Origin of the sequence: Actinoplanes sp. NPDC051475, from assembly GCF_040689425.1 — a bacterium.
GTDB lineage: Bacteria > Actinomycetota > Actinomycetes > Mycobacteriales > Micromonosporaceae > Actinoplanes.
The window spans coordinates 253,418-275,193 of the sequence record NZ_JBFAZZ010000014.1; the positions used below are offsets into that span (position 1 = coordinate 253,418).

The 21,776-nt window shown below is 72.4% G+C and carries 22 protein-coding genes; 15 read left to right on the top strand and 7 right to left on the bottom strand.

Annotated elements, in window-relative coordinates; all coding sequences use genetic code 11:
- Positions 1-153: 153 nt before the first annotated feature.
- From AB0368_RS27620 to AB0368_RS27630, 3 genes are all read right to left on the bottom strand, one after another.
- Positions 154-726 (bottom strand): DUF3558 family protein, encoded by a 573-nt coding sequence (locus tag AB0368_RS27620; protein WP_366156890.1) that lies wholly within the window; start codon positions 724-726, stop codon positions 154-156.
- A gap of 85 nt (positions 727-811) precedes the next feature.
- Positions 812-2,116, bottom strand: a complete 1,305-nt coding sequence (locus AB0368_RS27625; RefSeq protein ID WP_366156891.1) for an ABC transporter substrate-binding protein — start codon at positions 2,114-2,116, stop codon at positions 812-814.
- Entirely contained in the window at positions 2,113-3,465 is a 1,353-nt protein-coding gene (locus AB0368_RS27630) for a diguanylate cyclase (RefSeq protein WP_366156892.1), read from the bottom strand. Before AB0368_RS27630 ends, AB0368_RS27625 begins: the two co-directional genes overlap by 4 nt.
- Positions 3,466-3,615: 150 nt before the next feature.
- On the opposite strand from AB0368_RS27630, the gene AB0368_RS27635 reads away from it, so the two are divergent.
- A complete protein-coding gene (locus AB0368_RS27635; protein WP_366156893.1) occupies positions 3,616-4,902 on the top strand; it encodes an ABC transporter substrate-binding protein in 1,287 nt (428 codons plus the stop codon).
- Between the two features lie 10 nt (positions 4,903-4,912).
- Here AB0368_RS27635 and AB0368_RS27640 read toward each other — a convergent pair whose 3' ends face one another.
- Positions 4,913-6,115 (bottom strand): EAL domain-containing protein, encoded by a 1,203-nt coding sequence (locus AB0368_RS27640; protein ID WP_366156894.1) that lies wholly within the window; start codon positions 6,113-6,115, stop codon positions 4,913-4,915.
- 31 nt (positions 6,116-6,146) lie between these two features.
- Complete coding sequence (locus AB0368_RS27645; protein WP_366156895.1) at positions 6,147-7,409, bottom strand: GAF domain-containing SpoIIE family protein phosphatase; 1,263 nt, start codon at positions 7,407-7,409, stop codon at positions 6,147-6,149.
- Between the two features lie 114 nt (positions 7,410-7,523).
- On the opposite strand from AB0368_RS27645, the gene AB0368_RS27650 reads away from it, so the two are divergent.
- The 10 genes from AB0368_RS27650 (at position 7,524) to AB0368_RS27695 (ending at position 16,307) form a co-directional block, all read left to right on the top strand.
- Positions 7,524-7,853 carry an STAS domain-containing protein gene (locus AB0368_RS27650; protein WP_366156896.1) on the top strand — a complete coding sequence of 110 codons (330 nt, stop codon included), beginning with the start codon at positions 7,524-7,526 and terminating at the stop codon, positions 7,851-7,853.
- 46 nt (positions 7,854-7,899) lie between these two features.
- Complete coding sequence (locus AB0368_RS27655; RefSeq protein WP_366156897.1) at positions 7,900-9,801, top strand: SpoIIE family protein phosphatase; 1,902 nt, start codon at positions 7,900-7,902, stop codon at positions 9,799-9,801.
- Positions 9,794-10,216: an ATP-binding protein gene (locus AB0368_RS27660; RefSeq protein WP_366156898.1), complete on the top strand. Its 423-nt coding sequence runs from the start codon at positions 9,794-9,796 to the stop codon at positions 10,214-10,216. The genes AB0368_RS27655 and AB0368_RS27660 overlap by 8 nt, the downstream gene beginning before the upstream one ends.
- Before the next feature lie 36 nt (positions 10,217-10,252).
- A complete protein-coding gene (locus AB0368_RS27665) occupies positions 10,253-11,263 on the top strand; it encodes an AraC family transcriptional regulator (RefSeq protein WP_366156899.1) in 1,011 nt (336 codons plus the stop codon).
- Between the two features lie 72 nt (positions 11,264-11,335).
- Positions 11,336-12,010 carry an acyl-CoA dehydrogenase family protein gene (locus tag AB0368_RS27670; protein WP_366156900.1) on the top strand — a complete coding sequence of 225 codons (675 nt, stop codon included), beginning with the start codon at positions 11,336-11,338 and terminating at the stop codon, positions 12,008-12,010.
- An 11-nt stretch (positions 12,011-12,021) separates the two neighbouring features.
- The gene (locus AB0368_RS27675) at positions 12,022-12,600 is read left to right on the top strand and encodes an acyl-CoA dehydrogenase family protein (protein WP_366156901.1); all 579 of its coding nucleotides are present in this window, start codon (positions 12,022-12,024) and stop codon (positions 12,598-12,600) included.
- Positions 12,597-13,406 (top strand): SDR family NAD(P)-dependent oxidoreductase, encoded by an 810-nt coding sequence (locus AB0368_RS27680; RefSeq protein ID WP_366156902.1) that lies wholly within the window; start codon positions 12,597-12,599, stop codon positions 13,404-13,406. The genes AB0368_RS27675 and AB0368_RS27680 overlap by 4 nt, the downstream gene beginning before the upstream one ends.
- Complete coding sequence (locus tag AB0368_RS27685) at positions 13,403-14,152, top strand: SDR family oxidoreductase (RefSeq protein ID WP_366156903.1); 750 nt, start codon at positions 13,403-13,405, stop codon at positions 14,150-14,152. Before AB0368_RS27680 ends, AB0368_RS27685 begins: the two co-directional genes overlap by 4 nt.
- Complete coding sequence (locus tag AB0368_RS27690) at positions 14,149-15,300, top strand: phosphotransferase family protein (RefSeq protein ID WP_366156904.1); 1,152 nt, start codon at positions 14,149-14,151, stop codon at positions 15,298-15,300. Before AB0368_RS27685 ends, AB0368_RS27690 begins: the two co-directional genes overlap by 4 nt.
- Positions 15,297-16,307: an NADP-dependent oxidoreductase gene (locus AB0368_RS27695; protein WP_366156905.1), complete on the top strand. Its 1,011-nt coding sequence runs from the start codon at positions 15,297-15,299 to the stop codon at positions 16,305-16,307. Before AB0368_RS27690 ends, AB0368_RS27695 begins: the two co-directional genes overlap by 4 nt.
- Before the next feature lie 18 nt (positions 16,308-16,325).
- On the opposite strand, the gene AB0368_RS27700 is transcribed toward AB0368_RS27695, so the two are convergent.
- Complete coding sequence (locus AB0368_RS27700) at positions 16,326-18,359, bottom strand: diguanylate cyclase (RefSeq protein WP_366156906.1); 2,034 nt, start codon at positions 18,357-18,359, stop codon at positions 16,326-16,328.
- A gap of 193 nt (positions 18,360-18,552) precedes the next feature.
- Between AB0368_RS27700 and AB0368_RS27705 the strand changes: the two genes are divergently transcribed.
- Genes AB0368_RS27705 through AB0368_RS27720 form a run of 4 tightly spaced genes read left to right on the top strand, consistent with a single transcriptional unit; the run spans position 18,553 to position 21,609 of the window.
- Positions 18,553-18,972: a MerR family DNA-binding transcriptional regulator gene (locus tag AB0368_RS27705; protein ID WP_366156907.1), complete on the top strand. Its 420-nt coding sequence runs from the start codon at positions 18,553-18,555 to the stop codon at positions 18,970-18,972.
- 5 nt (positions 18,973-18,977) lie between these two features.
- The gene (gene modA, locus AB0368_RS27710; protein ID WP_366156931.1) at positions 18,978-19,739 is read left to right on the top strand and encodes a molybdate ABC transporter substrate-binding protein; all 762 of its coding nucleotides are present in this window, start codon (positions 18,978-18,980) and stop codon (positions 19,737-19,739) included.
- Positions 19,736-20,533, top strand: a complete 798-nt coding sequence (locus AB0368_RS27715) for an ABC transporter permease (RefSeq protein ID WP_366156908.1) — start codon at positions 19,736-19,738, stop codon at positions 20,531-20,533. Before modA ends, AB0368_RS27715 begins: the two co-directional genes overlap by 4 nt.
- Positions 20,515-21,609: an ABC transporter ATP-binding protein gene (locus AB0368_RS27720; protein WP_366156932.1), complete on the top strand. Its 1,095-nt coding sequence runs from the start codon at positions 20,515-20,517 to the stop codon at positions 21,607-21,609. The genes AB0368_RS27715 and AB0368_RS27720 overlap by 19 nt, the downstream gene beginning before the upstream one ends.
- On the opposite strand, the gene AB0368_RS27725 is transcribed toward AB0368_RS27720, so the two are convergent.
- Entirely contained in the window at positions 21,579-21,776 is a 198-nt protein-coding gene (locus AB0368_RS27725; RefSeq protein WP_366156934.1) for a hypothetical protein, read from the bottom strand. The two genes, AB0368_RS27720 and AB0368_RS27725, sit on opposite strands and share 31 nt — an antisense overlap.

Below are 21,776 nucleotides of genomic sequence, written 5' to 3' on the forward strand. Positions count from 1 at the left end.
GAACACCGGATGGTCCGTACCAATACCGAACCGCCCGCGACGGTGGCCGTCGCGGGGCGGAAGGCGAGCCCCGAGCTTGTCCAGACGAGTCTCGAAGCCCAGGGGTGCAGCTCCGGACCGGAGCCGGGAGCGGAAAGGTTGCCGTGGCCGGCGCTACATCCGGCCGACCACCTGCCGGGCCAGCGTGGTCACCCGGGCGACGTCGGCCTGCGGGGTGAGGGTCCGGCCCTTGAGGTACTGCACCGCCACGGTGACGTACAGGTCGCCGTCGAGCACCTTCACCTCGGTCTGGCCGCGGTGGTAGTACGAGTACGCCTTGTCCCCGATGCCGCTCACGTCCCTGGCCTCGGGCCGGACCTTCCGGACCGTCGCGTACTCCTTGGCGGCGCCGTTCGACGGCTTCGCCAGCTCGAGATACACCCACGACTCGCCCGAGCCGTCCTTCCACTGGCAGAACCGCGAGCTCCCGATGCCGTTGGGCTGCGGTTCGCCGACCGGCCCGCCGAAGAGGGTCTCCATGTCGGCACGGGTGAGCAGCCCGCACGCGTACGCCTCGTCCTCGTAGCCGCCCACCGGCTCCGCGGCCTCCGCCTCGGTGCCAGTTTCGGCATCGGCTGTCGCGCCCGGCGGCGCGGCGGCCGGAGGCTGCGGGTCGTCGTGGGAGGCGCCACATCCGGCGAGCGCGAGAACCGCGAGCATCAGTGCACTTGTCAGAAGCTTCTTCACGCCTGAGAAGGCTCCAGGAGTCACCGGGCGGCCGCATCCGTGCCCGCACGTACGCCTGGGATCTACGTGTCTCGCCCGGCCGGCCTCACTTCGGCCAGGAGTCCTCGATGCGCCGCAGCGTCGTCCCGGTGTCCGCGCCCTTGATCCACTGGGTCATGCCGGTCCAGAACGTACCGGCTCCCACCGTCGCCGGCATCATGTCCGAGCCGTCGAACCGAATCGTCACCGAGCCGTCGGTGAGGACGCCGGCGGAGAGCTTGTCGACGGAGGTGCGGGTGTTCGCCGGGTCGAAACCCTTGTTGGCACTGACCGCACCACCGAACTTGGCCCGCTCGTTCGCCCACTCCGGGGTCGACAGGTACGCGGCCACGGCCTGCACCTCGGGCCGGTCGGCGAACGCACCCACGAACTCGCCCGCCACCAGGATCTGCCGGCCCTTGGCCGGGTCGATCGGCGGCAGGACGAAGGCGAAGATGTCACCGTCGGGGGCGATGGTGGCGCTCTTGGGCCACAGGTCGGCGTAGAACGACGCCTGCCGGTGCATCGCGCATTTGCCGTCCAGGATCGGCAGACCGGCCTGGTCGAAGGAGGTGGAGACAACGCTCTTGGCGCTGCCGTTGATGTACGCCGGGTTGCGCAGGATCCGCCCGATGCGGTCCAGCGCGGCGGCCACCCGGGGGTCGTCGAACGGGATCTCGTGCTCCACCCACTGGTCGTAGACGTCCGCACCGAACTGGCGCAGCATCACGTCCTCCAGCCAGTCGGTCACCGGCCAGCCGGTCGCCGCGCCCGACGCGATCCCGAGGCACCAGGGCTTCATGCCGTCGGCCGCGATCCGGTCGCTGAGGGAGATCATCTCGGCCCAGGTCTTGGGTACGTCATAGCCGCGCGCGCGGAACATCTTGGGCGAGTACCAGACGTACGACTTGATGTTGGCGGTGTAGGGCGCGGCGTAGAGGACGTTGTCGACGGTGCCGTATCGGCTCCAGTCGGGCGAGAACCACTTCGCGACGTTCTCGCGTACCGTCGCCGGGGCCGGCTTGACCGCGCCCGCCCGGGCCAGGTCGGCGAGCAGCCCGGGTTGCGGAATGACCGCCAGGTCCGGAGCGGCGCCCTGCTGGACCCGCCGCCGGAGCTCGGGCTCGAACTCCGCCGAGCCCTCGAACCGGATGTCGATGCCGGTGCAGTCCTCGAACCGCTCCCACGACTGGTCGGCCTGCTGGACGCCGAGGCCGCGGATCGCCGAGAACATCGACACCGACGTGCCTGAGTGGCCGAGGTAGCCGGCGAACGCCTCGCACCCCGACTCCACCGCCGGCGAGCCGCCGGAGCACCCCGTGGTGCCGGCGAGAACGACCAGAGTCGCCGCAACCGCTGCACGTAGCCTCATGTCATCGCCTTCAACTGGTCGAACCGCACGACGGTGTTCTTGCCTTGCGCCTTGGCGGCGTACATCGCCACGTCGGCGTCGCGGATCAGGGCGTCGATGTCGGTGTGGCCGTTCCACAGCGCCACGCCGATGCTGGCCCGGGGCCGCAGCTCCACCTCGGGGAGCACGAGCGGTTCCCCGATGCTCGTGAGCAGGCGGTCCGCCACCGCGTACGCGTCGCCGGGCTTGGCGAACCCGTCGAGCAGGACCGCGAACTCGTCGCCCCCGAGGCGGGCGGCCGTGTCGTCGGGGCGCTGGAGGCCGTCGCGCAGCCGTTCGGCGACGGCGACCAGCAGGACGTCACCGACGCCGTGGCCGTACAGGTCGTTGATCTCCTTGAACCCGTCGAGGTCGACGAGGATGAGGGCCAGGTGGGCGCCCGGGCCGCTGCGGGCGAACGCATCGGTGAGCAGGTCCCGGAGCAGGGCCCGGTTGGGCAGCCCCGTGAGGTTGTCGTGGTACGCCTGGTGCTTGAGTCCCGCGAAGGCATCGCGCAGCGCCACGAGGGCCGTGTTCAACGCGTGACCCATCTGCCCGACCTCGTCGTTGCCCCGGACGGTGAGCCGGCGGTTGAAGTCGCCCCGGCCCACCGCGGTCAACACGTCGACGGCCTCCCGCAGCGGCCGGGACAGCGTCCGCGCCGCCAGGATCGACAGGGTGACGGCGACCAGCGCGCCGGCTACCAGCGACAGCAGCATCAGCCGCTCGGTGGCCCGGCTGCTGGACAGGGACTCGCGGGCGCCCGCGGCCACGGAATCGACGAGCTGGCTTAGCACGGCGTCGGCGCGGGTTTTCACCGACCGTGCCACCGCCTCGGACTGCACCAGGAGGATCGTGGTCGCCTTCTGCCGGTCGCCGCTGCGGCTGGCGTCGAGCGCGGTGTCGCGGGCGGTGCGCCACAGGTCCAGTAGCGATCCGAACGCCTCGAGGGCCCGCTTCTCCGGCCGGGCGAGGTCGAGCCGGCGCAGCTCCGCCAGGTCGACGTCGAGCCGATCGTCCGTCGTCGCGATCATCGTCTCGTACTGGCGCCGGTAGAAACCCGGCTCGGACAAGATGTGGGAGACGGTCGCCTCGAGCTGGGTGCCGACGGCGGAGCGGGCGTCGGTCATGTGGGACAGGGCCAGCACGTTGGTCTGGTACTGGTAGTCCTGTTGCGCCGCCAGGTCCTTGATCCGGAGCAGACCGACGACCCCGACCATCGCGAACACCGAGGCCACCACGAGGGCGACACTCACGATCTTGGTGTTGATCCGAAGGTCGGCGAAGGCCTGCTTCGGGTGCGTGACCCCGCGCAGCAGCCTGCTCGACACGGGCGCCTCCCCCCGGATACGCATCACCGACTGCGGACTCTCCTCCCATCGGTCGCGCGCGCCGCCAATCAAGCGAATAGCTGATCACCGCGGAAGGGGGCCACTATGCTGAGTTCGCCGGCCGGTCCTCGTCCTCGGAAGGGTGGTGCCATGCCCGGGCGCCGACGCGGCCCGCTCAGCGTGGCCCTGGTCCTTCTTCTGGCCCTCGTATCGGCGTGCGGGAACGGCACCGAGGACGGCGGGTCGGAGCGCCCCGACGACAAGGTCGAGGTCTTCTCGTGGTGGGACGGGCCCGGCGAGAAAGAGGGCTACGAGGCTCTCATCGCGTATTTCCAGCAGAACAATCCGACCATCGAATTCGTGAACGCCGCCGTCGCGGGTGGTGCCGGGATCAATGCGCGGGCCGTGCTCGCCAGCCGCCTGGCGGCGGGTGATCCGCCCGACTCCTACCAGATCCACGCCGGGCTGGAGCAGACCAGCGACATCAAGGCCGGCAAGGTCGAGGACCTCACGGCCATGTACGAGCGGAACGGCTGGCGGAAGCTGTTCCCGCAGGCGCTGCTGGACGCCACCACCATCGGCGGGAAGATCTATTCCGTACCGGTGACGATTCACCGCTCGAACGTGCTGTGGTTCAACGTCCGGACGCTGAGCGCCGCCGGCATCACGAAACCGCCGGCCACCTGGTCGGAGTTCCTGACGATCGCGGCGAAATTGAAGGCGAAGAACATCACGCCGTTGTCGATCGGCCCCGGCTGGACCCAGAAACATCTGCTGGAGAACGTGCTGCTCGGCGAATTGGGACCCGAGAAGTACACCGGACTCTGGAACGGTAAGACGAATTGGCTCGGCAAGGACGTACGGGCGGCCTTCGAGGTGTTCGCCAAGGTCCTCGCGGCATCGAACATCAAGACGTTCGGCGGTGACTGGCAGTCGACGCTGGACAGGATGATCGCCGGCGACGCCGCCTACACCGTGATGGGCGACTGGGCCGACGCCTACCTGGGCCGGGCCAAGGGCCTCAGGTACGGGACGGACTACGGTGCGGTGGCCTCCCCGGGCACCAGCGGCGTGTTCAACTTCCTGTCCGACGCGTTCACGCTGCCCAAGGGTGCCCCGCACCGGAGCGCGGCGGAGAAGTGGCTCACCGCGTGCGCGTCGCTCGAGGGCCAGGAGGCGCTCAGTGTGAAGAAGGGGTCGCTGCCGGCCCGGCTCGACACCGACCGGGCGAAGTACAGCGACTACCTGGCCACGGCGCTGGCGGCCTGGCAGGATCCGGCCACGGTGGTGGTGGGGTCGGCGACCCACGGCGTCACGGTCGACCCCGCGCGCAGCACCGAGATCGACACGGCGCTGGCGACGTTCGTCGAGGACCGCGACGTCGACGCGTTCGTGCGTTCGGTCGCCAAGACGTACGCCGGCTACCAGCCCTCCTGAGCCGCCCCGGTCACGCGGGCACCTTCGCCGGCTGCGTCGCGTACTCCTCGCGCAGTTCCTCCGGGCTGATCGCCGGGCCGAAGAGCCAGCCCTGACCGAGGTCGACCCCGACCGCCGCGAGGGCGGCGGCGTCGCACTCGGTCTCCACGCCCTCCGCGACCACGGTGGCCCCCGTGGCCCGGGCCAGGTCGACCAGGGAGTGGGTCACCACGCTCAGCACCGGGTCGGCGCCGATGCCCGTGACGATGCTGCGGTCCAGCTTGATGACGTCCGGCTGGGTGACCACGATGTGCCGCAGCGACGAGAACCCGGCGCCCACGTCGTCGATCGCCAGCCGCATGCCGCGGGCCCGCAGCGGGGCCAGCACGGCCTTGAGGGCGTCGTAGTCCTCGACCGGCTCGTGCTCGGAGAGCTCGAGCACGACCCGCTCCAGCGGAAAGCGCTCGAGCAGCCGGCTGCAGGCCCGGGTCAGCAGCGTCGCCGGCGAGACGTTCATGGTCACGTAGTGCGCCACGCGGTCGAGGTGCTCCGCGGCCCGGCGCAGGGCCAGCAGCTCGAGCCGGTGGCCCTCGCCGATGGTGTGCGCGTCGGCGAAGCAGCGGTCCGGCGGCAGATTCCACTCCTGGGGGAAGCGGCTCAGCGCCTCCGCGCCCACCCGGCGCCGGCTCGCCAGGTCGACGATCGGCTGGAGCAGGACGACGGGCCCGCCGGCGTCGAGGATGGGGCCGAGCCGCCCGGCGATCTCCGCCTGGCGCACGTGCTCCCGCAGGGTCGGCTCGATGATCATGGAGGCGGCGTGCGACAGCACGTCCATCAGGGCCCGGTCCCGGGGGGTGAGCGCGGGGTTCGAGTCGAAGCCGGCGGCACAGAAGGTGCCGTACACGGTTCCGTCGCTGAGCACCACCGGCACCGAGACGAAGCTGCGCAGCCACGGCACCTGCGCCCCGGGGAGGTGCATGGCCTCCGGGTGCACGGTGACGTCCGCCATCACCGGCGGGAGCCGCCCGTCCATGATCGCCTGGCAGAACGAGGACTCCTGCGGCTGGGACATGCCGGGGCGGAACACGTTCGGGATCGTGGACTCGACGGCCTCCAGGTGCTGGATCTCGCCGTCCATCCGGGTGAGGAAAGCGACGCCGAGGCCCAGCGACTTACGCGCTGTCTGCAGCAGGTCGGTGAGCTGCTGCGTCGCTTCCTTATGCTGCTTGAGCACGTCGCCTCCTTTCGCGGCGTCGGAGCCGCCGTCAGAGACAATCGGCGGCTTCGCCGCCTTCTTGAGCGCCCGTGACCGCTAGTCCGGCGAGGCGGCGCACCACCAGCAGGGCGATGTCGTCCATGGGATCGTGACCGGCGTCGATGGCGAGGAGGTGGTCGCACATGGCCTCGGCCGGTCCGGACTCGGCGGCGAGGGCGAGCCGGTCGATGCCGACGTCGATCACCTCGCCACGGCGTTCCACGAGCCCGTCGGTGTAGAAGACGAGGGCCGCGCCCGGCGGGATGGGTACGACGGTGGTGCGGCGGACGGCGGGCGGGTTCCCGACTCCCAGCGGCCGGTCGACGCGGATGTCCACGAGTCTCGCGGGCTCACCCGGAACCGCCAGCATCGGCAGCAGGTGCCCCGCCGACGAGAGGTGCATCGTCGCCCGGTCCGGGGCGATGAGGGCGTACATGGCGGTCGTGAGCGATCCGGCCTCGAAGTGGTGGATCTTGCGGTCGAGCGCGGTGAGCACCTCTGCGGGGTCGTCGATGATCAGCGCGTACGCCCGCAGGGCACTCCGGATGCGGCCCATGACGACCGCGGAGGGCAGCCCGTGGCCGGAGACGTCACCGATGACGGCGCCCACCCAGCCACCCGGGAGCTCGAAGACGTCGTACCAGTCGCCGCCGATGCCCAGGTCGTGCCCGGGCAGGTACCGGGCCGCGAGGTCGAGGCCCGGCAGCGCGGGCAGCCGGCTGGGCAGCAGGCTGCGTTGCAGGGCCAGCGCCGCCTGCCGGTCGAGGATCTGCAGCCGGGTCTGAGCGGCCTGCCCGGCCCGGTCCGCGACGAGTTGCAGCAGCTGGATGTCGTCCTGACCGAACTGCCGTGGCGTGAGCGTGCCGACGTGCAGGACGCCGACGAGCTGACCGCCGACGATCATCGGCACGCCGAGCAGGGACCGGAGGCCCTTGTCGATCAGCAACGGATTGATGACGCTGTCCGGCGTCACGTCGTTGATGATCACCGGTCGCCGGCCGGCCGCCACGCTCCCGGCGAAGCCCTGGCCGACGCCGATGCGAAAGCTGCGCCGTACCTCTTCCTCCAGGCCCTTGGCCGCGGTCGCGACCATCTCGTTGGTGTGACCGTCGACCAGCAGGATGACGGCGGTGTCGACGGTGAGCAGTTCCCGCGCGCGGTCCAGCAGCTCGTCGAGCAGCTCCGCGACGTGCAGGTCCGACAGCGACGCATCGGTGATGGCGGTGATACGACGCAGACGCTCCTCGTCGGTCATCGGTTCGGTAGGCGCCACGCACGCAGCCTAGACCGTCACTTGGCGGAGGCCCCTTGTAACCGATCGGTACCTCCTCGCGGCGCCCCCGGCGGCGTAGCGTGGGCCCCAGCGACGCGCAGAAGGGTGGGATGCGTGCGGACGATCTCGGTGGACACCGATGCCGACGGCCGGCTCACTGTGTTCCTGCGGGGTGATCTGGACTTCACCAATGCGTCGCAGGTCGCCGGGGCGGTGCAGGAGGCGATCCACCGGGGCCGCCCGGCCGCCGTGCAGGTCGACCTCGCCGACGTCACCTTCCTGGACTCCTCCGGCATCGGCCTGCTCGTGCGGGCCATGAAGGCGGCGGAGGAGGGCGGAGCCGGCTTCCGCGTCGCGAACCCCACCGCCAAGGTCCTCGACCAGCTGTGGATGTCCGGCCTGCTGGAGGCGTTCGGCCTGGCCGACCCCTCCGAGGACCCGTGATGGGCGAGCGGCCGCGCCGGGCCCTCGCCGGCGGCTGAGGGCCGGCATGGCGACCGAGGCGGACCCCGGGTACCTGCAGCGCCTGGCCGAGCTCGAGGCCCAGGTGAGCGAGGCCACACTGAGCTCCGACGTCGTGTGCGAGCGAGCCGCCGGGCTGCTCGCCGGACGGATCGGCTGCCGCATCGACGAGGCCCACGCGCACCTGCGGCACCTCGCCGGCCAGCAGGACCGGGAGGTCGCCGCGGTCGCCTCCGGCGTGCTCGCCGTCCTCGAGACCCAGGAGACCACGCCCTCGGGACGACTGCACCGCAGTGCCGAGGAGGTCCTGCGAGTGGCCCGGGCGCCCCGGGAGGCGCGGCCCCGCTCCCGGTCGCGACCCTCCCCCACGCCCCGGGACGACTGGACCGGCGTCGTGCAGCAGGTGCTCGACACCGTGCCCGGGGAGTACATCGTGGTCACCGCGCTCCGCGACGAGGCCGGAGACATCGCGGACTACGAGATCGTCGCGGTCAGCCGTACCGTCTCGGACCGGTCGGGCCGCACCGGCCCGCACCTGATCGGCCGGCAGGTCAGCGAGGTGTTCCCCGCGGTCGTCGGCGGACCGGTCTGGCGGGCCTGGTCCGACGCACTGGGCGACGGCCGGCACCGCCAGGTCGGCGGAGCGACCGCGTTCCACCAGGAGGACCGGCATGCGATGCCGCACCTGTCCGTGCGGGTCCGGCCGGTCGGGCCGGGCCTGATCACCACCTGGTCCCGCGCCGACGAACAGACCCGGCTGGCCGAGCGCATCGCGCAGACCGAACGGCTGGGCAATCTGGGCTGGGGCGAGTGGGACCTGGTCACCGACGCGACGGTGTGGTCCGACGAGATGTACCGCATCTATGAACGCGACCCCGCGCAGGGGCCGCTGCCCCGGGAGGAGTCCGACGCGCTCGGCCTGCCCGAGGACGAGCCGCTGCGGCGGCAGGCCATGGAGGCGTTCGGGCGGGGCGAGACCATCGACCTCACCGCCCGCACCGTCATCAACGGCACGATCAAGCACCTGAGAGCCGTCATCGACGCCGTCCGCGACGCCGACGGCAGGCCGGTGAAGGTGTACGGGATCATCCAGGACGTCACCGCCCGCGAGACGAGCCGCCTCAAGCTGGCCGAGGTGCAGCAGCAGCTGCGCGAGCACCAGGAGAGCCTGGCGGCCGAACACCGCCTCGCCGCCCGGTTGCAGCACATCGTCCTGCCCATCCCGGACGCCCCGATCGACCTGCCCGGACTGCGCGCGGCCGTCCGGTATCTCCCGGCGGAGCAGGCCAGCCGGGTCGGCGGCGACTGGTACCACGCCGCGACCGCCGGTGACGGCCGCATCGTGCTGGCCGTCGGCGACGTCGCCGGTCACGGTCTCAAGGCCGCGGCCACCATGGCCCAGCTGCGCCACGCGATGGCCGCTCTCGCCGTCACCACCACCTCCGACCCCGCGGTCCTCCTGGCGCATCTCAACAGGCTGCTCTACGCCGGTGACGCCGAGACCGGCACCGCCACCGCGGTCATCGCCCGCTACGACCCCGGCACCCACGAGTTGACGTGGGCGCAGGCCGGCCACCCGGCACCGCTGCATGCCCGGGCGGGCACCGTCACCGAACTCCCCCGGCGCCGGGGACCGCTGCTGGGGGCCCTCCGCGGCGCCGAGTACCACAGCTCGGTCACCCACCTCGAACCCGGCGACGTGCTGCTGCTCTACACCGACGGCCTCATCGAACACCGGTCGCACACGCTCGACGAGGGGCTGGCCCCCGTCCTGAGCGTCCTGCGCCGCGTCACCGGCGTACCGGGCGGGCAGCCCCTGGAGGACCTGCTCAGGGAGCTGCGCCGCGCCAACCCCGACGACGACACCTGCCTCCTCGCCGCACGCCGGCACCCCGGCCCACCACCCGACCCCGGAGCCCACCGTGGCTGACTCCCCCGCTCCCGAGCAACCGTCCGCCTCGCCACTGCTCGACCGCGACTTCGACACGGGGACCCTGGTGACGCTGCGCCGTGAGGTGGAGCGCTGCGCGCAGAGCAACGGCTTGGCGGATCTGGACCTGTACAGGTTCGTCGTGGCGGTCAACGAGATCACCACCAACGCCGTACGCCACGGAGGCGGGCGGGGACGGCTCGAACTGTGGCTCTCCACCGACCGCCTGCACTGCCGGATCACGGACGAGGGCGCCGGCATACCCGCCGAGTACCACCGGCCCCGGCGTCCGGAAATCCATGCGGTGGGTGGGCGCGGGCTGTGGCTCGCCCGCAACGGCATCCCCGCCTTCGCCATCGAGACCGGCGCCTCCGGCACCGAGATCACCCTCTCCAGCGCGGCCACCGCCGGGTGAGTTGATTCCGGGGGGCCGTGGGGCCAGCCTGGAGGGATGTCCCTGGTCCGCTCCGCCGGTCTGCAGAAGTTCCGGCAGGTCGTCGAGTCGCTCGGCGGGGACGCCGTCGGCTGTGCGCGGCGGGTGGGACTGCCGGTCGAGGCCCTGGACACCGACGAGCTGCTGGTGGAGGACTCGAAGCTGGCGGCTGTGCTCGAGGTGGCGGCCACCGGCCTCGGCTGCCCCGATCTCGGGTTGCGCGTGGGCCAGGTCCAGGACCTCGGCCTGCTCGGGCCGCTGGCGGTCGCGATCCAGCATTCGCCGTCGGTGGCCGACGCCTTGGAGTGCACCTCGCGCTACCTGTTCGTGCATGCCCGCGATCACAGCGTCGCGGTCGTCGAGGATCCGGAGGGGGCCCGTGGTGTGGTCGCCCTGCGCTACGCGTTTCCCGGGCGGCGGCCGCTGCCGCAGGCGACGGACATGACGGTGCTGTTCCTGCACCGTACGGTGATGTTCCTCGCCGGCGGCCCGTACGGGCTGAAGTCCGTCGACCTGCCGCACGAGCCGGTCGCACCCCGGCGGCGGTACGAGGAGGCGTTCGGCGCGCGCGTGCGCTTCGGCCGCAGCGTGGCGGTGCTGCGGATGCCGTCGAGCCTGCTGTCACGCACGCTGGACGGGGTCGACGCGACCGTACGGAGCCTGGCGATGGCCTTCCTGTCGAGGCAGTCGCCGGAGTCGGGCAAGGCGGTGACGTCGCGGGTACGGGCGGTCCTCGACCAGTCGCTGGGGACCGGGCCGACCGACCTTGCGGACGTTGCGAGCGTGCTGGCGGTGCATCCCCGTACGCTCCAGCGGCAGCTCGCCGCGGAGGAGACCTCGTTCGGGGCGGTGCTGGACTCGGTACGCCGGGCGCGGGCTCGGTCGTACCTCACCACCACGACCATGCCCTTGGCGCAGGTGAGCAACCTGGTGGGGTTCGCGGAACAGGCGGTGCTGACCCGGTGTGCGAAGCGGTGGTGGGGACGGACGCCTTCGCAGTTGCGGCGGGAGGCCCGGAACCGGCCCTGAGGGTGTCGCGCAGAATCAAATGCTTGTCGCGTACGATCAATTAATTCCGGTGTGGCTGCCTAGGCTGAAGTCATGGATTTCAGTCCCTCCCCCCGGGCCGCCGAACTGACCGAGGCGGTTCGCGCCTTCGTCGAGGCCGAGATCGCCCCCGTCGAGCGGCACCTGCACGACCGGGCGGGCGAGGTGCGCCGACACGGCACCGGAGCCGACCTGTGGCACGTGCCCGACGAGGTGCGCGAGCTGCAGCGCAAGGCCCGGAAGCTGGGGCTGTGGAACCTGTTCCTGCCGGCGGAGCACGCAGGCCCGTACGCGGAGCGGTTCGGCACCCGCGACGGCATGGGCCTGAGTAACCTGGACTACGCCCCCGTCGCCGAGGCGACCGGCTGGTCGGCCCTCGCGCCCTTCGTCTTCAACTGCAACGCGCCGGATTCCGGCAATGCCGAGGTGCTGCTGCGCTACGGCTCGCCGGAGCAGCGGGAGCGCTGGCTCGAGCCCCTGCTCGACGGGCGGATCCGGTCGGCGTTCGCGATGACCGAGCCCGCGGTGGCGTCCTCGGACGCGACGAACATGCAGCTGACCGCCGTGCTCGACGGCGACGAGGTGGTGCTCGACGGCCGGAAGTGGTGGACGACCGGCATCGGTCATCCCGACTGCGCGGTACTGATCGTCATGGGTCTCAGCAACCCGGACGCCCCCGGCACGGCCGGCACTCGATGGTGCTCGTCCCGCGCGACGCACCCGGCGTGAAAGTGGAGCGGATGCTCGACACGATGGGGTTCTTCGACGAGCCGTTCGGCCACGGCGAGGTCTCGTTCACCGACGTCCGCGTGCCGGCCTCCGAGGTCGTCGCCGGTCCGGGCCGGGCGTTCGAGATCGCCCAGGGCCGGCTCGGGCCGGGCCGGGTGCACCACGCGATGCGCATGATCGGCCTGGCCGAACGGGCCCTGCACCTGGCGTGCGAGCGCGGCCTGTCGCGTACGGCGTTCGGCAGGCCGCTGGTGGACCTCGGCGGCAACCGGGAACGCATCGCGGAGGCCCGCATCGCCATCGACTCCGCGCGGCTGCTGATCCTGCACGCGGCGTGGAAACTCGACCGGTACGGCCCGGCGGGCGCCGTCAGCGAGGTCAGCGCGATCAAGGTCGCCGCGCCCGCCGTGGCGCAGCAGGTCGTCGACTTCGCCATGCAGATCCACGGCGGCGCGGGCCTGTCCAGCGACTTCCCCCTGGCCGAGGCATGGACGGCGGCCCGCGCGGTACGCCTCGCCGACGGGCCCGACGAGGTACACAAGGGCACCGTCGCCCGCCGGGAACTCGCCAAGCACGGAGCTGCCCGATGAGCGCGCGCCGGGTCCTCATCACCGGCGGCGCGTCCGGCCTGGGCCGGGCCCTCGCCGTACGCCTCGCGGCCCGCGGGGATCGGGTGCTGGTCACCGACCTGGCGGCGGCCGCGACGGTGCCGCCGGACGCGCTCTACCAGCGCCTCGACATCACCTCCACCGACGATTGGGCGGCGGCCCTGCAACGGGTCGAGCACGACCTCGGCGGGCTGGACCTGCTCGTCAACAACGCGGGCATCGCCGCCGGCGGGCGCATCGACCGGCTCGACGACGCGCACTGGCGGCGCGTCCTCGAGATCAACGTGCTCGGGACGGTCAACGGCTGCCGCACCTTCGCGCCGATGTTCAAGGCCCAGGAAGGCGGCCACGTCGTCAACGTCGCCTCGGTCGCCGGTCTCATCCACGCGGCCGCGATGAGCTCGTACAACGCCAGCAAGGCGGCGGTCGTCGCGCTGTCGGAGACCCTGCGCTACGAGCTGGGCCCCTGGGGCGTGGACGTCAGCGTCGTCTGCCCGTCGTTCTTCCGCACCAACCTCCCGGCGTCGCTCGGCGGCGACGACCCGCTCATGGAGACGATCGCGGCCAAGCTCATCGCCCGGGCGCCGCTCGACGCCGCGGAGATGGCCGAGCGGGTCCTGCGGGGTGTCGACGCCCGGCGCTTCCTGATCGTGCCGGACCGGCCGGCCCGGCGCATGTTCTGGACCAAGCGCCTCATGCGTCCGCTGTACGACCGCCGGATGCTCGCCGGCGCGGCCCGCTTCCGGCAGGCCGAGCGGCGTGCGGGCAGCGCAACGGAGCCGCGGTGACCGGCGGGGGCGTCGTGCTGATCACCGGCGCCAGCGCCGGGCTCGGCGAGGAGATGGCCCGCCAGTTCGCCGCCCTCGGCTACGATCTGGCCCTGTGCGCGCGGCGCACGGACCGCCTCGACGTGCTCGCCGAGGCGATTCGCCGGGCGACCGGCCGGCGGGTCGAGACCGCCTCGCTGGACGTCACCGATGCCGATGCGGTCGACAAGGTCTTCCACGGCTTCGCCGACTCGTTCGGCCGGATCGACCGTGTGATCGTCAACGCCGGCATCGGCAAGGGCGCCCCGCTGGGCACCGGCCGGGCCGACGCCAACCGCGCCACGGCGATGACCAACTTCGTCGGCGCCCTGGCGCAGTGCGAGGCCGCGCTGGAGATCTTCCGCCACCAGCGGCGCGGTCACCTGGTCCTCATCTCGTCGATGTCGGCGCTGCGCGGCATGCGCCGGTCGATGACCACGTACGCCGCCACGAAGGCGGGGGTGGCGGCGATCGCCGAGGGCCTGCGCTCGGAGCGCATCCAGGGTCTCGACGTGTCGGTGATCTATCCGGGCTACATCCGCTCGGAGATGAACGCCCACGTCGAGCAGAAGACGCGTTTCATGGTGGACACCGAGACCGGCGTACGGGCCATGGTCCAGGCGATCGAGAAGCGGCGCATCAAGGCGTACGTGCCACGGTGGCCGTGGGTGCCGCTGGGCGCCGCCATGAAGCTGCTGCCCCTGCGGATCGTCCGGCGGCTCGTGTGAGCGCACGGGAGGTTCGCCAGGAGGACGCCTTCGACGCCGGCGCCATGGCCGCCTGGCTGGCCGGCAACGCGGCCGCCGGTTCCGGGATCGACCTGACCACGGTCCCCGAGGTCCGCCAGTTCTCCGGCGGCGTGTCGAACCTGACCTACCTGCTGCGCTACCCCGGCGGCGACCTCATCCTGCGCCGCCCGCCCAAGGGCGAGCATCGCAAGGGCGCCCACGACATGGCCCGCGAGCACAGGATCCAGACCCAGCTCGCCCGGCACCTGCCCTACGTTCCGCGGACCGTGGCCCTGTGCGAGGACACCTCGGTCATCGGTACGCCGTTCTACGTCATGCAGCGCCTCACCGGGCCGATCCCGCGCAAGGAGCTTCCCCGGGGCGTACAGCTGGATCGCGAGCAGACCGCGGCACTCTGCCGCAACGTGATCGACCTGCTGGTGGACCTGCATTCGGTCGACGTCGCCGCCACCGGGCTGGGCGACCTCGGCAAGGGCGAGGGGTACGTCGCACGGCAGGTGGCCGGCTGGTCCGAGCGCTACCGCAGGGCCCGGACCCGCAGCGCCGGTTCCTTCGAGACGGAGATGGACTGGCTGGACCGGCACCAGCCCCGCGAGCGGCCGCACACCCTGGTCCACAACGACTTCCGCTTCGACAACGTGGTGCTGGACCCCGCCGATCCCACCCGTCCCGTGGGCCTGCTCGACTGGGAGCTCGCCACGGTGGGCGATCCGCTCCTCGACCTCGCCAACTCGCTCGGCTACTGGGTCCAGCGCGGCGACGGACCGCTGATGCAGCTGTTCCGCCGCCAGCCCACCCACCTGCCCGGGATGATGACCCGCGAGCAGGTCGTCGCCTACTACTGCGCCCGGACCGGCGCGACGGTCACCCATGCCGAATGGGCTTGGTACCAGGTATTCGGCCTCTTCCGGGTCGCCGTCATCGCGCAGCAGGTGTACCAGCGATACGTGACGGGACAGACGACGAACAAGAAGTTCCGGCACTTCGGTAGCGCCGTCCTGATCCTCGAGCTGCGGTGCCGCCGCATCATCCGCCGCGCCCGCAAGATGTCCCCGCGAACCGCCGCCACACCCATCCGGCCGTCCCGTCAGGGGCGGCGTTCGACGACCGAGGAGCCATCCGTATGAGCCGCATCAACAGTCAGTACCGGCTGGCAGCCCGCCCCAGCGGGTTGCCCAAGCCGACCGACTGGAAGTACGTCGAGGAACCGGCCGCCGAGCCGGCCGAGGGTGAGCTCCTGATCCAGGTCCTCCACCTGTCGCTCGACCCGGCCATGCGCGGCTGGATGAACGAGGGCAAGTCCTACATCCGCCCGGTGGAGATCGGCGAGGTCATGCGCGCCGGCGGCGTCGGCCGGGTGGTTGCCTCCCGCCACCCGAAGTACGCCGTGGGCGACCACGTGTCGGGCACCCTCGGCGTGCAGGAGTACTGCCTCTCGGACGGCCGGGGTCTGACCAAGGTGGACCCCGCCCTGGCGCCGCTGCCGGTGTACCTCGGCGTGCTCGGCATGCCGGGCATGACCGCGTACTTCGGGCTGCTCGACATCGGACGCCCCGAGGCCGGGCAGACCGTCGTGGTGTCGGGCGCGGCCGGTGCGGTCGGCACCGTGGTCGGCCAGATCGCCAAGCTCAAGGGCTGCCGGGTGATCGGCATCGCCGGCGGGGAGCGCAAATGCCGGCTCGTCGTCGACGAACTCGGCTTCGACGCCTGCATCGACTACAAGTCCCAGGACGTCCGCAAGGAGCTGCGCGAGCTGGCGCCCGACGGCGTGGACGTCTACTTCGACAACGTCGGTGGTGACATCCTCGACGCCGCGCTCACCCGGCTGGCCCGCGGAGCCCGCATCGTCATCTGCGGCGCGATCTCGCAGTACAACGCGACCGAGCCGGTCAAGGGCCCGGCCAACTACATGTCGCTGCTGGTCAATCGCGCCTCGATGACCGGCATGGTGGTCTTCGACTACGCCGACCGGTACGCCGAGGCCGCCGCGGAGATGTCCGGCTGGCTGGCCGCCGGGAAGCTGCGGTCGCTGGAGGACGTGGTGGACGGTGGCGTCAAGGCGTTCCCCGACACGCTGCTGCGGCTGTTCAAGGGCGAGAACACCGGCAAGCTCGTGCTGAAGGTGGCCGACTGATCCCTGCCGGGTACCTGCTCAGGCCGGGGCGCGCCGACGGCCGCCCCGGCCCGCCTTCTCGGCATAGAGCTGGGCGTCGGCGTGCGCGTACAACGCGTCGAAGTCGTCGCCGTCGAGGCCGAGCGTGGCCCGGCCCATGCTGGCCGACGTGCGCTCGGCCAGGAGATCGCGCAGGTGTTCCGCGACAGCTCCGGCCTCCCCCTCGGTCAGCAGCACGACGAACTCGTCGCCACCCAGCCGGCCCACGGCGTCGCGCGCCTCGAGATTCGCGGTGAGCGTGGCGGCCACCCAGCACAGCAGCTCGTCCCCCGCGGCGTGGCCCTGCTGGTCGTTGACCTGTTTGAAGCCGTCGAGGTCGTAGATCAGCAGGGAGATCGCCGGGCCACCGCGGCCGGCGCGCGCCGACTCCGCGGCGAACCGCTCCTCGAAGCCACGCCGGTTGAGCACCCCGGTCAGCACGTCGACGCGGGACAGCTCGGTCAGGCGCCGCCGCTGCAGGGCGGCGGCGCGGCCCTGCATCCCGCACACGATCGACACCGCCACGGCGCCCGCGAGATGCAGGGCACCGTACCAACCGCTCGGCGCGTGCACCGTCACCGCGACCGCGGCGTACACGCAGGCGTAGAGGCCGAGGACGGGGACCGCCACCCGGGCAGGGCTGCTCAGCGCGATGAGCGGCATCGGCACCAGGATGGCGAGCTCGCAGACGGTGCCGGCTCCGCCGTTGAGCGCGCTCAGCGTGCCGCCCATGACGGCCATGACGACGGCGTACGCGAGCATGATGTCCCGGACGCCGCCCGCCCGGCTGAGCCGGCCGGCCCCCGCGATCAGTCCGGCCCCGACGACCCAACCGGCGGTGGCGAGCAGGCCGATGGCCAGCCGATGCGGCTCTTCACCGGCGAAGGCCGCGCTGTAGAGCACCCCGATGCAGGAGTCGAACAGGGCGATCCAGCCCATGTCGGCGATGGAACGGCGGCGCCGCTCACGGTGGGAGACCCGCAGCCCGGGAGCACGCTGGTCGACCGTCTCCCGCACCATGGCCACCGTGGCCGGGGACGGTAGCGGGCGGTCGCGGGCCGTCTTGTCCGCGTACACCCGGGCGTCCGCTGCCCGGCGCAGCTCGGCCGGCGTCGTGGCGTCGTACGGGAAGCAGGCGTGACCGATGCTCACCGGGACCACCCCGTCGAGGGAGTCGCGCAGCCGCTGGACGATGACGGTCGCAGCCTCGGGCCCCGTGTCGCTGAGCACGGCGGCGAACTCATCACCGCCGATGCGTCCCACGGCGTCGTGTGCCCGCAGGCCCTGCGACAGCCGGCCCGCGATCCACGTCAGAAGGCGGTCGCCGGCCTGGTGCCCGTACCTGTCGTTGATCTCCTTGAACCGGTCGAGGTCGGCGAAGACCACCGTGAGGGACTCGCCGGAGCGCCGCGCCTCGGCGAACGCGGCCTCGAGGCGCTCGTCGAAGCCCCGGCGGTTCAGCGCCTGGGTGAGCGGGTCGATCGCCGACACCTTCGCCAGGCGCCGTCGCAGCGAGACCAGTGCACCCGCGTGCCGCACGCAGAGGTAGCCCAGGCCGCTGGAGGCCAGCGTGTACACGACCGCGTACCCCGGCGGCGCCGGCTCGCCGAGCAGCGCGACCGCCCAGTACGCCACCGCACCGACGACCCCCAGCGCCGCGTAGGCCAGGGGCGGCGTCACGAGCGCCAGGAAGATGAACGAGAACGGCAGCAGCGCGCCCAGCGGACCGGCGATCCCGCCGTCGAGCAGGGTGAGCTCCGCGGCACCGAGGATGGCGATCAGAACCCCGGCCACCCGCAGCGGAACCTCGGCTCGCGACGCGGCCAGGGTGGCGGCGAACCCCCAGGTCATCGCGCAGACGACCAGCATCGCCGCGGACACCAGCAGCATCGACGGTCGTTCCGGATGTGCCGGGTTCGCGAGGGCGTAGGCGATCGCGATGCCGGGGCCGCCCAGTCCGCGGACGGCACCGGAGCGGATGGCGCGTACGCGCGCGGGCACAGCGGGTGCCGAGCCGGCGCCCGTTGCTACCATCTCCGCGGCCCCCGATCGGCTAGGACTACGCCCTTCCGATCGCCCGGCGGCGCCGACACCTGAGGATAGACCCGGCCCCGGCCACCGTCGGGTCCCTGCCAGCAGGTGCGGCGCCGAAGTGGTTCTCAGAGCCGAAGATGCGGCGGGTGATCCCCGTATCGGGCCGCAGGTGCGAACCCGTAGGGTGGTCGCCGTGACGGCATTTCGCATCGGTGAGGCGGCGGAGCTGCTCGGGGTCAGCCCGGACACGGTACGGCGCTGGGTCGATGCGGGCCGTCTCCCGGCGCAGCGGGACGAGCACGGCCACCGGGTGATCAGCGGGCCGGAGCTGGCCGGGTTCGTGCGGGCGCAGGCCGCCGACCCGGACGGCCGGCTGGGCGCGTCGTCGGCGCGCAACCGGCTGCGCGGCATCGTGACCGCGGTGGTCCGCGACACGGTGATGGCCCAGGTGGACATCCAGGCCGGCCCGTTCCGGGTGGTCTCGCTGATGAGCCGGGAGGCGGTCGACGCGCTCGGCCTCGAGGTCGGGTCGGTGGCCGTCGCGGTGATCAAGTCGACCACCGTGGTGGTGGAGCGTTCCACCCCCGGCGTGGGACAGGGGAGAGACGGTTGAGAACACTGCGGGTCACGGTGGCGGGAATCGCCGCGCTGCTCACACTCGGGCCGGCCGGCTGCGGGGACACGGCCTCGCCGGGCGGGGGCGCGAGCTCCGGGGCCGGCGGCGCGGTCACCGTCTTCGCGGCGGCGTCGCTGACCGAGTCCTTCACCACCATCGGGAAGCAGTACGAGTCCGCCCATCCGGGGTCGAAGGTGACGTTCAACTTCGCCGGGAGCTCCGCGCTGGCGACGCAGATCAATCAGGGCGCACCGGCGGACGTGTTCGCCTCGGCCGCGCCGAAGAACATGGCCACCGTCACCGATGCCGGCACGCCGGTCACCTTCGTGAAGAACCAGCTGATCGTCGCGGTGGCGAAGGGCAATCCGAGAGGCATCACCGGCCTGGCCGACCTGACGAAGCCCGGCGTGAAGGTGGCGCTGTGCGCCGAGGCAGTGCCGTGCGGCGCCGCGGCCAGGACGGCCCTGGAGACCGCCGGGGTGAAGCTCACGCCGGTCACGCTGGAGCAGGACGTGAAGGCGGCGCTGTCCAAGGTCAAGCTCGGGGAGGTCGACGCGTCGCTGGTCTACCGCACCGATGCCAGGACGGCGACGGCCGACGTGGACGCGGTCGAGTTCCCCGAGTCGGCGAAGGCGATCAACGACTACCCCATCGCCGTGCTCAAGAGCGCGAAGAACCCGGCCGGCGCCCAGGCATTCGTCGACTACGTGCTGTCCGCCGACGGCGCGAAGGTGTTGACGCAAGCCGGCTTCCAGGCGCCGTGACACCGGGCCGGAGCGGCCGCGTGCCGGTGGCCCTGCTGCTGCCGGCCGTGGCCGCGGTGGTGTTCCTCGTGGTGCCGCTCGTGGGACTGCTCGCCCGCACGCCGTGGGCGAGCCTGCCGCAACGGCTCACCGCGCCGGGCGTGCTGACCGCGCTGCGGCTCTCGATGCTCACCGCGACCCTCGCCACGCTGCTCTGCGTAGCGCTCGGCGTGCCGCTGGCCTGGCTGCTGGCCCGGGTCGACTTCCCCGGCCGCCGGCTGGTCCGGGCACTGATCACCGTGCCCCTGGTGCTGCCGCCGGTGGTCGGCGGCATCGCCCTGCTGCTGGCGCTGGGCCGGCGCGGCCTGCTCGGGTCCTGGCTCGACACCACCTTCGGGATCACGCTGCCGTTCACCACCGCCGGCGTGGTCGTCGCCGAGTCGTTCGTGGCCCTGCCGTTCCTGGTCATCGCCGTCGAGGGGGCGCTGCGCGGTTCCGACACCCGCTACGAGGAGGCGGCCGCCACCCTCGGCGCCACCCGCTGGACCGCGTTCACGCACGTCACCCTGCCGCTCGTCGCCCCGGGCATCGCCGCGGGCGCGGTGCTGTGCTGGGCTCGCGCGCTGGGCGAGTTCGGTGCCACGATCACCTTCGCCGGTAACTACCCGGGCATCACCCAGACCATGCCGCTGGCCGTCTACCAGACCATGGAGAGCGGCGACCTGGACGGGGCGGTGGTGCTCAGCCTCGTTCTGCTCGCGGTCTCCGTCACGATCCTCACCGCCCTGCGCGACCGCTGGCTGACCGCGCCGTGACCGGGCCGCTGCTGGACGCCCGTCTCGTGGTCCGGCGCGACGGGTTCCACCTGGACGCCGGCCTGCGCATCCACCGCGGTGAGACGGTCGCCCTGCTCGGGCCGAACGGTGCCGGCAAGACCACCGCCCTGCGTACCCTCGCCGGTCTCACCTCGCTGTCGGCCGGGCACGTCAGCCTGGACGGCCACGACCTGGACCGGCCTGGCGCGCAGAGCTGGACGCCGCCGGAGCGCCGTCCGATCGGTGTCGTGTTCCAGGACTACCTGCTGTTCCCCCACCTGAGCGCCCGCGACAACGTCGCGTTCGGGCCCCGCCGGCACGGAGCCGACCGGCGCAGCGCGCACGCCGTCGCGGACCGATGGCTGGAGCGCGTCGGGCTCGCCGAGTACGCGCGCCGCAAGCCCCGGCACCTGTCCGGCGGGCAGGCGCAGCGGGTCGCCCTCGCCCGGGCGCTAGCCGTCGACCCGGTCCTCCTGCTGCTCGACGAGCCGCTCGCGGCGCTGGACGCGCGGACCCGGCTCGACACCCGCGCGGAGCTCGGCCGGCACCTCGCCGCGCACCCGGGCGCCACCCTGCTGGTCACCCACGACCCGCTCGACGCCCTGGTGCTCGCCGACCGGCTCGTGATCCTCGAGCACGGCCGGGTCGTCCAGGAGGGCGACGCCGCGACCATCACGGCCCGGCCGCGCACCGACTACGTCGCCCGGCTGGTCGGGCTCAACCTTTATCGCGGCCGGGGCGAGGGCCACACCGTCGGCCTGGCCGGCGGCCTCACCCTCACGACCACCGACACCGTGCACGGTGACGCGTTCGTGGCCTTCCCACCCACGGCGGTCGCGCTGCACTCCCGGGAGCCGGACGGGAGCCCGCGCAACACCTGGCCGGCCGTGCTCGCCGACATCCAGCGCCACGGGGACAACCTGCGGATCCGCCTCGACGGCCCGATAACCGTGGCCGCCGACATCACCCCCGCCGCCGCGGCGCACCTGAGGCTGGAGCCCGGCCGGGAGCTGTGGGTCGCGGTCAAGGCGAGCGAGACCCGGGCCTACCCCGCCACGCCCGAATCGCCGCGCTGAGCACCGAACCACCGGGGCAGCCGGGGGAGCAGGTCCCGCTGCTCGTCGCCCACCCACGCCACATGACCGTCCGGCCGCATCAGCGCCGCGGGCACGTCCAGCTCCGCGCCCGCGTCGGCGAGCACCAGGCCGGTCGGACCACCGCCGGCGATCAGGACGCCGATCAC

Coding starts and splice junctions, on each gene's coding strand:
- AB0368_RS27625 (WP_366156891.1), bottom strand. CDS start 2,116: ATGAGGCTACGTGCAGCGGTTGCGGCGACTCTGGTCGTTCTCGCCGGC.
- AB0368_RS27635 (WP_366156893.1), top strand. CDS start 3,616: ATGCCCGGGCGCCGACGCGGCCCGCTCAGCGTGGCCCTGGTCCTTCTT.
- AB0368_RS27655 (WP_366156897.1), top strand. CDS start 7,900: ATGGCGACCGAGGCGGACCCCGGGTACCTGCAGCGCCTGGCCGAGCTC.
- AB0368_RS27665 (WP_366156899.1), top strand. CDS start 10,253: ATGTCCCTGGTCCGCTCCGCCGGTCTGCAGAAGTTCCGGCAGGTCGTC.
- AB0368_RS27670 (WP_366156900.1), top strand. CDS start 11,336: ATGGATTTCAGTCCCTCCCCCCGGGCCGCCGAACTGACCGAGGCGGTT.
- AB0368_RS27675 (WP_366156901.1), top strand. CDS start 12,022: ATGCTCGACACGATGGGGTTCTTCGACGAGCCGTTCGGCCACGGCGAG.
- AB0368_RS27680 (WP_366156902.1), top strand. CDS start 12,597: ATGAGCGCGCGCCGGGTCCTCATCACCGGCGGCGCGTCCGGCCTGGGC.
- AB0368_RS27695 (WP_366156905.1), top strand. CDS start 15,297: ATGAGCCGCATCAACAGTCAGTACCGGCTGGCAGCCCGCCCCAGCGGG.
- AB0368_RS27700 (WP_366156906.1), bottom strand. CDS start 18,359: ATGGTAGCAACGGGCGCCGGCTCGGCACCCGCTGTGCCCGCGCGCGTA.